Source organism: Thermogemmata fonticola (assembly GCF_013694095.1).
Classification (GTDB): Bacteria; Planctomycetota; Planctomycetia; order Gemmatales; family Gemmataceae; genus Thermogemmata; species Thermogemmata fonticola.
Window position 1 is genome coordinate 553,050 of sequence record NZ_JACEFB010000001.1, and the last position, 11,516, is coordinate 564,565.

The following is an 11,516-nucleotide window of genomic DNA, read 5'->3' on the forward strand; positions in this document are numbered from 1 at the left end:
CCGAAGCAACTCAGCCCAGCTACTTCCGGCTCGTTAGCACGAGCGGTTTGGGTTCGAGGTACTGCTTCAGGTCATCGCGGGCACCGCGAGGCCAGACCAGTTGGGCTTCCGTCGGCTTCTTCACCAATTCGTAAAAGATGCCGAGATAGTATTTCCCCACAATCAGCCCACGCGGCGAATTGTTCCCCTCGCCGAACGCCAGTAAATCGAAGCGGGTCACCTCTTGCTTCACCCGGTCGTAAGTCAGGTAACCCAGGATGGCCGGTGAGTAGGAAATCACCTTGCCCTTAGGGCCGGGGTCCTTGACGGAAAGCTCGAAGCGTCCCTGGAGCTTGAGGCGCAGCTCCTTGTCCGAGACTTCCTCGACGGTGACGGTAACTTGGGCTGCCGCGGGCTGCACACTGGCGAATTTGACACTTTCCCCCAACCCTCGCTCTGGGTCGAGCTGATAGCGAGCCAAGCGAGCCACGAAGGAAGCCGGGGCCGCATAGCTCTTCCCTTTCTCCGGAGACGAAGGCAAAAGCGCCTGCCACTCGGCTCGGGGGATCCACATCATGTCCTGAGCGGGTTCCCGGAGGCGTTCCCAGCCGGATTGGCCCTCGCCGGGCGTGTAGTCCGCCTGCTCCGTGTAGCGCAGGGAGCCGTCCGGATTCGCCATGAATCGGCGGAACTGACCCATGAGGATCAGTGTTCCCTCCGGCGGACGGTGCAGCGGGCGTTTCGGGTCCGCTGGGCCATAGGCCACTTTCAAGCCGGGCTTGCGTTCCTCCTCCGGCAATGCTTCCCAGGCGGCCAGGATTTTCTTCAAACTGGCCATACGAAGCCGATCGTTGACCCACAGCACATCACCGAGCTTTTTGCCCGAAGCTGTGATGACACTGGTCTTACCACTTGCGGTTCCCGTTACACATTTGGTCTTGCGGACCATCTCGCCGATAGCATCCTGGCGCGCACTCTCCCGCCGAGCATCCACCGAGACGCACACAAACTTTTCTTTGAGCAGATTGACGATTTCTTCAGTCCACAGGGACGGCGCACGGCCGCCAGAACCGGCCGCTCAGCACACCGTGTGCGGGGGACCGCCCGCACCCGACCAGACGAAGATCGGCTTCCCCTCCGCGGCTGCCTTTTGGATCGCCTCATCGAGGCTCAGAAGCCAGGGAATCTGCCAGAAGCGGCTCTCCCCCGGCTGCGGCTGAATCAGTTGCCGGAGCTTGTCGAAATTGTCCGGCGTCACCGGGGCAGGTTCCGCCGCTAGACCTGCTAGCCCGCCCCACACCAGCGCAATCATCACTCCCCATCGTTTGCTTCGGCTCATACCTGACACCCTCGATTCTGGTAAATCCCACGACTCCCGCTTCCAGGGAAGAACACCGACAACTTCCGGAAGCCATCGGTGCCCGCAAGAAATATACCTCAGCCTGCTCCCTTGGTCGATGTGATATTTTTCTTGATTGACTCTAGCTTTTTTCTAGAGCTGTTTTGTGGCAAAGTACGGCGAAAAGCCCGGTACATGGGCTTCTATTTGACGCGAAACTTCAAGGTCAGGGAACTGGAGGGGTCTAGCGGCTACCCAGAAGGTGGAAAAGGGAAAAGGAATGGCGGAAAAATGCAGCGGAAACGCGGTGCCTTCCCCGGTTTTAGAGGGTCCACCCTTTGCGGTACTCGCGGCGGAGGAAGCGATCTGCTTCGGGGCAATGCAGGGCTTTCAAGGCCGCACTATCCCAAAGGATTTTGCGGCCGGTGCGCAAGGCCACGTTCCCCAACAACACGATCTCGGTGAGCGGTCCAGCGTAACCGAAGTGACTTCCAGCAGGTTTTCCCCCTTTGCAGGCCTCGATCCACTCTCGGTAATGGCCCGGTGAACGCGGCAGAAACGGTGCCGGAGCCTGGAATCCGGCGAATTGAGCTTGGGGTAGCAACTGGAGGGGGCCGCCGCCGTGGGGGAGGAGCAGTTTGCCTTTATCGCCGATCAGCAGGGAGCCATTTCCTGGAATCTTGACACCCTCGAAAAGGTCTTTCGGGGGGAGCTTGCCGCCATCGTACCACGTCAGTTGGACAGGGGGAAGTTGGTCTTGAGGCGAGGGCCGACCTTGGAGGCGGCGCGCGGGAAATGTCCAACGAATCACCGACCACTTCGGAGCGGTTTCGGGGTGCAGTCCTGAAGACTCGGCTTCCACCTCCGTAGGGGCGGAGAGATGGAGCGCCCAGACGATCGGGTCCAGGATATGGCAGCCCATATCTCCCAAGGCGCCCGTGCCGAAGTCCCACCAGCCGCGCCAGCGGAAGGGGTGGTAGGCGGGGTGGTACGGCCGCTCCGGGGCTGGACCTAACCACAGGTCCCAATGAACATGTCGGGGGACAGGGGGCGTTTCGGCGGGGCGGTCAATGCCCTGCGGCCAGATCGGTCGGTTGGTCCAAGCATGCACCTGGCGCACGGGGCCGATTACCCCCGCTTGTACCCATTCCACCGCCCGGCGGTAGGTTTCGCTGGAGTGGTGCTGATTGCCCATCTGGGTGGCACAGCGGCTTTGGGCAGCCAGTTCCGTCAAGACACGGGCTTCGTAAACCGAATGCGTGAGGGGCTTCTCGACGTAAACGTGTTTGCCCTGGCGCAATGCCAAGGCCGCGGCCGGCGCATGGGTATGGTCCGGCGTACTGATCACCACCGCCTCCACCTCCTTGCGTTCGAGCAGCTTGCGAAAGTCGTGTTCGATGGCCGCCTTGGGGAATTTCGCTGCCGCCTTTGCCAATGCCTCCTCGTCCACATCGCACAGGGCCACGATATTCACCCCGTCGACCGCTGCGACACCTGCGAGATTCACCGCTCCTCGCCCGCCGACACCGATGACGCCGACGTTCACCCGGTCCACAGCGGCTCCAGGTCGGGCTGTCTGAGGGGAAGCACCGAGACCTACACTTGCTCCTGCTACTCCTACAGCGCGCAAAAACTGCCGACGGTGTAGCGCTGGGCTGGGCATGGTTTCGACTCCTGTTTTTCCGGGCGGGTTGAGCCGGCGCATCGATCCTCACACCTCCCAACCTTTGCGGTAGTCCCGCTTGACCCAACGGTTGGCGGCAGGGGCATTGACAAACTCCAGCCGCTCGACATCCCACTCCAGGGAAGTACCGGGTCCCACGTGGCTAGCGACCACCCCCGTGAGGATAAATTCGGTAAAGGGACCGGCGTAGTCGAAGTTGGAGCTAGCTGCCTCGCCGCCGCGACAGGCTGCCAGAAAGTCGCCCATCATCCCGTGCTTGGAGCGCGGGAGTTGCCGCGGGGGTTTCGGCGTCGCTTCGTGTTTCTCTTTGGGCAAGATGCGGGGATTTTCGCCATACACTCCCGTAACCATGTACCCTTTGGTTCCAACGTAGAGTGTGCCTCCATTGGGCGCTTTCTCTCCCAATTTCTCGAAGAGTTCTTTGACGGCTGCAGGCCAAGCGAAGTCATAGGAGTTAACGGTTACCGCGGGCATGTCTCCGCGGGGAGGAAATTGCCAGCGAATGTGATTATTTTGGGGGAACATCTCCGCACTTCCCGGCGTCTGGGAGACACATTCGATGGTGAACTTTTTGGCCTGGCTCAGACGCAAGGCCCAGAAGACGCCGTCCAAAACGTGACAGCCCATGTCGCCCAGGGTACCTGTGCCGAACTCCCGCCACGAACGCCAGCGGAAGGGATGCAAACCCGGATGGTAATCGCGGGCCCGCGCCGGTCCAAGCCATTCCTCCCAATGCAACCCTGCCGGCACGGGCTGACTGGCGGGCCGGCCGCCTTGACCGCCAAAGTTGCGGCTCATCAGGCTGTGCGTTTCCACGACCGTTCCGATGGCCCCCGCCCAAATATACTCGCACAAAAGCCGGTATCCCTCCGCACTGTGTCCCTGGTTGCCCATCTGTGTGGCCACCTTGGAGCGGCGGGCTTCTGCGGTCAACTTCCGTGCTTCGTACAGACACCAGGTCAACGGCTTCTCGCAAAACACCGACTTCCCCAACTGAATGGCCCGGATCGCCGCCGGCGCGTGATGATGATCGGGCGTGGCGATCAGCACAGCGTCGAGTTCCTTGTGACATTCGTCGTACATCCGCCGGTAATCGTGATACACTTTGACTTTCGCCAACCCCTTGTCTGTCTTGGCCTCCACTTTTTTCATGGCGTCGGCGATACGTCCCTCATCGACATCCACCATGGCCACCAGCCGCTCCTGGAGCGCCACCAGCGGGTTCCCCGACCCGCGTCCGCCGCAACCGATCACCGCAATCCCCAATTTGTCTCCCACCCCCGGCGCTTTGGCGGCCACGACCCTCCTTTCGCCAAGCCCCATAGCTACAACCGCGGAAGCACCCAATTGGCAGAACTCACGGCGGCTGACGGTTCCTTGAGATTTCATGGGCATTTCTCCGAAAATCGTCCGTTGAACCCACTCGGCAAGCTCAGAACCCCCTTTGTTCCTCCCACGCGGCTGGGCCGACTGTCGGACTGTCCCGGTCCCCAACGCTCCCCCTTGCCAAGCCCGCTTACGACACTCGCCTCGACGATGCTGTATCTTACTCTGTCATCCGGGACGTGGAGCGGTAGAATATCATTCGATTTTTCATGGTAGCCTCTAGAAAAAGACTAGAGGATAACGATGATGGGTAGTCGGCGATTGCGACAGGTGTACAAGGAGGTGCGCTTTCAACAATTGCGGAGTTTTTGTGCCACGGCGCGGTTAGGCAGTCTTTCCGCGGCGGCTCAAGCGTTGGGTGTGGCCCAACCCACGGTTTGGGCGCAGGTCCACGCTTTGGAGCGGGAATTGGGCACGGCCCTGGTGGAACCACACGGGCGTGGCTGCCGCCTCACGGAAGCCGGCCGACTGCTGGCGGAACTGGCCCTACCGTTGGTGACCTCCCTCGATTCCCTTCCCCGCATCTTCTCGGAACGAATCGGCCAAACAGTCGCCCGGCTGACAGTGGCCGCCTCGCAGCGCATCCTGGTCGAGGACCTCCCCGAAGTCATTGCGGACTTCGAGCGGCGCTATCCCCAGGTCCGCTTGTCCTTGGTGGAATGTCTCAGTGGCCAGGTGGCCGAGGCCGTGGACCGCGGCGAGGCTGACTTAGGTCTGAGCACCGAAAGTGCTACCGAGCCATTGCGCTCCCGCCTCGTTTTCACCCCGGCTTACTCCCTGGATATGCTCCTGGTCACCCCCTTGGACCACCCCTTGGCCCGCCGCTCTCGCATTACCTTGCGGGACTTGCGCGGCTATCCATTGGTGAACGCGGCTTCCGGCTTTCCCCGGCCAGATATGGCTGCCACGTTGGAACGAGCGGGAGTGCTCTTTGCCGCCCCCCAACGCATCCAAGCTGTCAATACCCCTGTCATACGCCGCTATGTGGAGATGGGCTTTGGCATCGGTATCGTCGTCGGTCGGCCGGGACGGAAGAAATCCCCCACACTCCATGAACGTTCCCTGAATCGCTATTTCGGCCCAGCCACTGTCCATCTGATCTGGCGCAAAGGCGGCGACCTGCTGCCTCACGTACGCACCTTTGCCCACACGGTACAGACCGTTTTGAATTCCCCGCCGGCTTGATCCTCCTCAGGGGACGTCGTAGCTAGGAATGAGGCCTGAAAGACGCATCGCTCAAGGGAGTATGCCCTCGCCCGGCGTGATCCGCGCCGTTGACATCCCTCCGAGTCCGGGTAAACTGAGGCGCGCCCAGCGCCCTAAGCTGTTGTTTCGCTTTCCACCTCCGGGGGAATGAGTCATGAACTACCGCCAGGTTGTCGGTGCGGGACTTTTACTTCTGACCGTGATGGGAACAGGCTCGCTCCGAGCTGCTGAAGCGGACCCGCCAACCCCTCAGGCTTCCTCCCAACCTCAGGCTTCCCTCGTTGAGCGGCCCAACATCCTCTTCATCTTCAGTGATGACCATGCGTATCAGGCGATCAGTTGCTACGGCGATCCTCGACGGCTCATCGACACGCCGAACATCGACCGCTTGGCCCGCGAAGGGGTCCGTTTCGACCGCTGCTTAGTGCCCAATTCCATTTGCGGTCCGAGCCGGGCGACGGTGCTGACGGGCAAATACTCCCATCTCCATGGCTTTTACAACAACACCAACAGCCGCTTCGATGGCAGCCAAGTGACTTTCCCCAAGCTGTTGCAAAAGGCCGGCTATCAGACCGCCCTCATCGGCAAGTGGCACTTGGTCAGCGACCCGACGGGTTTCGACCACTGGCACATTCTGCCCGGCCAGGGGTTGTATTACAATCCGCCGATGATCCGCAACGGTCAGCGCGTGCAGCAGAGCGGCTACGTCACAGATGTGATCACCGACTTGAGCCTCGAATGGCTAGAAAAGCGGGACAAATCCCGGCCCTTTCTGCTGATGGTCCATCACAAGGCGCCGCACCGGGAGTGGTCGCCGGCTTTACGCCACTTGGGGCACGACCAGGACCGGCAGTATCCCGAACCGCCGACGCTCTTTGACGATTATTCCGGCCACGGCCAAGCGATCCGAGACCAGGACATGACTTTAGCACGCACTTTCACCGATTTGGACGCCAAGCTCAAGCCCCCGCCGAACCTGACGCCGGAGCAGCGCCGTCTCTGGGATGCCTACTACGAACCGCGGAACAAAGCCTTTCTGGAAAAAAAGCTAACCGGAAAGGAGTTAATCCGTTGGCGATACAACCGTTACATGCATGATTATTTGGGTTGTGTGAAAGGTGTGGATGAATCTGTGGGACGTTTGTTGAAATATCTCGATGACCATAATCTGGCACAAAAGACGATCGTCGTTTACTCCTCGGATCAGGGATTCTACCTGGGGGAGCATGGCTGGTTCGACAAGCGCTTCATTTTGGAAGAATCGCTGCGGACGCCGCTATTGATCCGCTGGCCCGGTGTGGCCAAAGCGGGGCATGCGGACAAGCACCTGACCAGCCTGCTAGACCTGGCCCCGACCTTCCTGGAAGCGGCGGGGCTGCCGGCGGACCCCCAAATGCAAGGGCGCAGCCTCGTGCCTCTGCTCCGCGGACAGGCAGTCGCCGATTGGCGCAAGAGTTTTTATTACCACTATTTCGAGTATCCCGTGCCGCACCGTGTTCGGCCTCACTATGGGGTGGTCACCGAACGCTACAAGCTGGTCCACTTCTACAAGCCGGATGTCGATGAATGGGAACTGCTCGATCGCGAAAAGGACCCGCTGGAAACCCGGAACTTCTACGACGATCCGGCTTATGCCGAGGTGGTGCGGGAATTGAAAGCGGAGCTGCAACGCTTGCGCCGCGAGCTGAAAGAACCCGACGAGCTGCCCAAGGAGGCTTACGGCGCCCTCTACTTCCCGCCGAAGAAGAAGAAGTGACACGGATATGTCTTTGCCGCGTGGGTCTACCGCGGCGGCTTTCGTATGCCCCTGGGGATTACTCTCGGAATAGCTCGCGGAAGCGCGTTGGGGTACCTCACGGGGCACCCCCATCACCGAGCCAGCGGACCAAGGCCTGGACTTGCTGCTGCACCGGTTCGCTGAGGAAGGCCTCGCTGATGCGGCGTTTCTCCTCGTCGCTGATGTACCAACTCAGGGCGGCTTCGGTATCCAGTTCCAACACGAAGCGCCGCCAGTAGGGGGAGCGCGTGGTCGGGTCGAGGGGGAAGAGTTGCTGGGCGACAGCGAGGAGTTCGTTGTTGCGGTGATAGCCGACGTTGCCGCGGGCGCGGAGCACAGCACGGAGGGGAGCGCTCAAAGCAGCGAGTGTGTCGGCAATCAGGCCGGCCGCTTCCGGTTGCGCCGGGGCTTCACGTCCAAGGTCGAGACCGCGATGCTGGAGAGGAAAGGCGCGGATTTCCACCAAGGCCACGCCGCCGCAGTGACGCAGCACCGCCTCGCGGTTTGCGACGAGCCACATCACCGCCAGGTCCACACCGTAGTTGTCGAAGTAGCCCGCATCGACAACATGCCGGGGGGGAAGGGTCGGGAGGCTCACGGCGGGAGAAATGACCGGAAAGGTGGCATTGAGCCGGGCGGCCGTGCCCACCTCCAGGCGGCTCATCGCCAGAGGGAACAGTTTGAAGCATTCCAAGCCGGAACGGGACAGCGGCTGCTCTTCGAGCGGAGGTCCGTTGTGGCCGTTTGGGCCGAGTCTTCCTCCGGCGACGGCGAGTTGCCGCAAGTCCAAATTGCTGATGAGCAGGCGGCGGGAGTCCTCGACCAGCATGGGCGCCAAGATAAGCGAAGGGCGGCGGCCTTGGGATTCCAGCGGGTAAAGATCGGCAAAGGTGCGCTGGAGGGGGGAGAGCCGTCGGTCTTGCTGCCGTAAGTGTTCCAGTTCCCTCCGCCGCTGCCCAGGAGGACCGAAGCCGCGGGCGCGGGCATTGAGCATCCATTTTTCCTCCAAGGCCCGGCCGCGATCCCAGGCCACGCTTCGCCAGGGGGGAATGAAAAGATGGCTGCTGAAGTCCCGCAACACGGCCGTCTGGAACGTCGGCAGCAAGGATTGCTCGGCGAGAATGCCAGAATAGAGGCCTAAGCCGAGGCGGCGATCCGCTGCCGTGGGTTGGGGTTGTCCGCGGTCCGGCCAATCGTCTTCCCAATCGGCCGCCACCAGGGCCGCAGCCAACATGCCGCCGCTAGCGCCGGTGAAGAGCCGCACATGTTCGCGAAAATCGACCCGGTCCCCGCCCGGCATCGCCTCCCGCAGTCCCTCCAGGACCCGCGCCGTCCAGACCGCAGCCCGCACTCCTCCGCCGCTGGCCGCGATGATCACGATCTTCGGCTTGCTACCAGTACCATGGCGCGCCTGCCACCGCCGCCGCATCTCCGCCAAAATCGCCTCATCCTCCAGCAACGGCTGCGGCAAAAGCTCCCGCCCCTGCTCCACCCAGCCGTCTTGTAAATCTTCCAATTTCACCCGATGGGCCGGTAAATAATAATCCTCCAGGCCGGGAATCTGGAGCTTATATTCCACTTCCGGGAAGATCGTGGCGGAGTTCCACACAAAGAGTAACACGAGAATCACAACCAACGTCAGTGTCCCCAGATGGATGTGGAAGGACCAATAGCCATAAAGCAAAGACAAGAGGATAAAAACCAAGCAGACGAGGAGGACGGGACTGGTGATGACTTGACCAGGGTGCGATTCATGGACCAAAACGAGGGCGGCCAGCGCCAACATGAGCAAGAGGCAGCCGACCAGGACCAGATACACGGTGGTGGCGTGCAGGGTGACATCTTGGGGAGGAATGCGGCCCCGGACCACGCCGCCCAAGCGACGGAAGAGCGCCGAGCGCGCAATGGTGTTGCGCAAGCCCAGCCGTTCATCCAAAACGAAGAGCAGCCAGCCCAGGCCGAGGGTAGCAGCATAGCCGAGTATCCCCCAGAGCAAATAGTGGCGCGAGGCCAGATGGTCCCGCAGGGTTGGCCCGTTGCGTTCGCTTCCGCCGAGAGTGAAAGCCGCCAGTTTGCCGCCGAGGAGCAGCCCCAAAAGCAGCGGCAGCGCCCAGATCAAGTAGGCCCCTACGGCGCGGATAGCCGGATCGGCACTGGGGAACAGCGTCGGCCAGCCGGGACGAGCCACCCAGCGCAGCGCCCGCAGCGGCCGGTCCAACAAATACCACACAAACAGCACCACGCCGAAGAGCATGCCCACCGCCGCCCCGCTGCCGAACTGCACCAGTACGTCCTCGCTCCAAAAGAGCCGCTCCACCCCCAGCTCCGCCCCCAGCACGCCCCAGGCGGCCAACAGGATCACCAGAATCTGCAAAGGGAAGATGGCATAGTTGAACAGCCAGGCGAATTGATCCTCCGCCCAGTAGAGCACCGCCAGGACAGCACGGCAGAACCCACGCATCTGCAACTCTCCCGTGGGAGCAAGGACCGGCCAGCGCCATCATACGGCAGCCCCGCCCCGCTTGCCTACCTGACCTTCTCGGTGTCACCATCACCCCCCGATCACTGCACCGCTTGGCGAGCCAGAGCCACAGGACGATGCCGAGACATGGCCGGGGAGGACGGAAGAATCGCCTCGGTTGGTGAATCGTGGGAACCGGCTTGCGGACTCATTTCCGAAAGGCGAGATTCTGCGGAGAACCTCCGGCTAACAAACCGCCGGACGTCAACGCATTTGTGTGCTAGGCTGTTAGTGATCCCCGTTCGTAGTCGTCTTGTGTTCGCCCGCCTTGCTGAGGATGGCACCCATCGCCCTGGGAACCAACATGAGGAGTTGGCCTCCGTGCCTCCGCTTACTGGCCGCGGGCCTGGACATGAGTGCGGAGCGGGGAGGCGAGTCCCAACGGTTCGGCAACTGGGGGACGTATCGGAGAACTTTCACGAAGACATTCCACGCGGAAAACGAGGGGAAAAATCATGCTGAGACGCTGGTATAGCTACATGCTAATGCTAGTCGGTGCCGCATTCGTGGGGGGAACCTGGTCCACAGCCCAGCAGCCAATTCCACCGAGCAGCGACACCAAGGTCCCGCCAAAGCTTCTCCCTGGCGGTGATCCCAAATCTCCTCCCCAAGGCCAGGATCTCAAATTTCTCCATGGCCATGATCTCAAAGTCCGGCCTGGCGGCGAGAAGGATTTCACTGAGAAAACACCCCGGATCGGCGTGGAGTTGTACCACGATGTTGCCCGCCAAGTCGTGCTGGCCATCAGCGAGAAAGGCTGGATCGCGGCGGTTCCCGCCCCCTCCCTCGGAAGCAATCCCCAGTGCCAATGGCTCACCGCCCATGATCTCCACGCCCGTAAGGCCGACGAGAAAGACTTTACCCCCAAGACCCGCAAGTACGGCGTGGAAGTGTTCCATGACCTGGCCCTGCGGCAGTTGCTTTACATCTGCGAATCCGGCTCGGTAGCTTTGGCCCCACTCCCCGCAGGACTGGTCACGGATCGCGGACCGAAATTTTTGCACGGCTTCTCCCTGGCTGTCCGCCGACCGGAACAGAACGACTTCGCCAACGCCCCCCGTTTCGGAGTTGAAATTTTCCGGGATGAAAACACACCCGACGGCCTCGTCTGCATCGTCGGGGAAAGCGGCAGCATCGCCACCGTTCCTTCTCCCAGCATGCCAGCGGCAGCTCCCTCGGATCAAGTCAAAAATCCGCAAACCCTCTACGGCCTGATCCTGCGCGTACGCACAGCCCAGGAGAAAACTTTTAGCGACACCACACGCCGCTTCAGTGTCGAAGTGTATGCCGACCCGAACACCGCCTCTGGGCACCTCTTATACATCAGCCAAACGGGCGCTCTTGCCGCCGCCGTCCAGAAGAAGGTCGATGACAGCAAACGCGGCGTTACCTGGCTGGGCGGTATGGCTTTGCGTGCCCGCCGGGCAGGAGAACGGAGTTTCGACAAGGCCACGCAGTACAACATCGAAGTGTTCCGGGACAACCGCAGCGGCAACTTGCTCTACATCTGCGAGACCGGCTCCATCGCGGTGGTGAGCCAGTGATCGCCTCATCGTCCTCCTTTTCCCCGCACCGTATTCGCCCTCTTCAAACGTTCGTGCACGGGACCCTTGTGCGAGGGGAC

General features: G+C 61.4%; 8 protein-coding genes. 3 read left to right on the forward strand and 5 right to left on the reverse strand.

All coding sequences use genetic code 11. The features are described 5' to 3' along the window. Positions 1–19: 19 nt before the first annotated feature. The 4 genes from H0921_RS02025 to H0921_RS02040 form a co-directional block, all read right to left on the reverse strand. Complete coding sequence (locus tag H0921_RS02025; protein WP_194536343.1) at positions 20–928, reverse strand: hypothetical protein; 909 nt, start codon at positions 926–928, stop codon at positions 20–22. A 129-nt stretch (positions 929–1,057) separates the two neighbouring features. Then, complete coding sequence (locus H0921_RS02030; protein WP_194536344.1) at positions 1,058–1,318, reverse strand: hypothetical protein; 261 nt, start codon at positions 1,316–1,318, stop codon at positions 1,058–1,060. Positions 1,319–1,640: 322 nt separating this feature from the next. Continuing rightward, on the reverse strand, positions 1,641–2,981 hold the full coding sequence (locus H0921_RS02035; RefSeq protein WP_194536345.1) for a Gfo/Idh/MocA family protein: 1,341 nt from the start codon (positions 2,979–2,981) through the stop codon (positions 1,641–1,643). 48 nt (positions 2,982–3,029) lie between these two features. Further along, positions 3,030–4,391: a Gfo/Idh/MocA family protein gene (locus H0921_RS02040; protein ID WP_194536346.1), complete on the reverse strand. Its 1,362-nt coding sequence runs from the start codon at positions 4,389–4,391 to the stop codon at positions 3,030–3,032. A gap of 240 nt (positions 4,392–4,631) precedes the next feature. On the opposite strand from H0921_RS02040, the gene H0921_RS02045 reads away from it, so the two are divergent. Together H0921_RS02045 and H0921_RS02050 are read left to right on the forward strand one after the other, a co-directional pair. Continuing rightward, positions 4,632–5,573, forward strand: coding sequence for a LysR substrate-binding domain-containing protein (locus H0921_RS02045; RefSeq protein WP_194536347.1), 942 nt, complete (start codon positions 4,632–4,634; stop codon positions 5,571–5,573). Positions 5,574–5,748: 175 nt separating this feature from the next. Continuing rightward, positions 5,749–7,350, forward strand: coding sequence for a sulfatase family protein (locus H0921_RS02050; RefSeq protein ID WP_194536348.1), 1,602 nt, complete (start codon positions 5,749–5,751; stop codon positions 7,348–7,350). Between the two features lie 97 nt (positions 7,351–7,447). On the opposite strand, the gene H0921_RS02055 is transcribed toward H0921_RS02050, so the two are convergent. Continuing rightward, complete coding sequence (locus H0921_RS02055; RefSeq protein ID WP_194536349.1) at positions 7,448–9,832, reverse strand: patatin-like phospholipase domain-containing protein; 2,385 nt, start codon at positions 9,830–9,832, stop codon at positions 7,448–7,450. Between the two features lie 515 nt (positions 9,833–10,347). On the opposite strand from H0921_RS02055, the gene H0921_RS02060 reads away from it, so the two are divergent. After that, the gene (locus H0921_RS02060) at positions 10,348–11,436 is read left to right on the forward strand and encodes a hypothetical protein (protein WP_194536350.1); all 1,089 of its coding nucleotides are present in this window, start codon (positions 10,348–10,350) and stop codon (positions 11,434–11,436) included. The last annotated feature ends 80 nt before the right edge of the window (positions 11,437–11,516 follow it).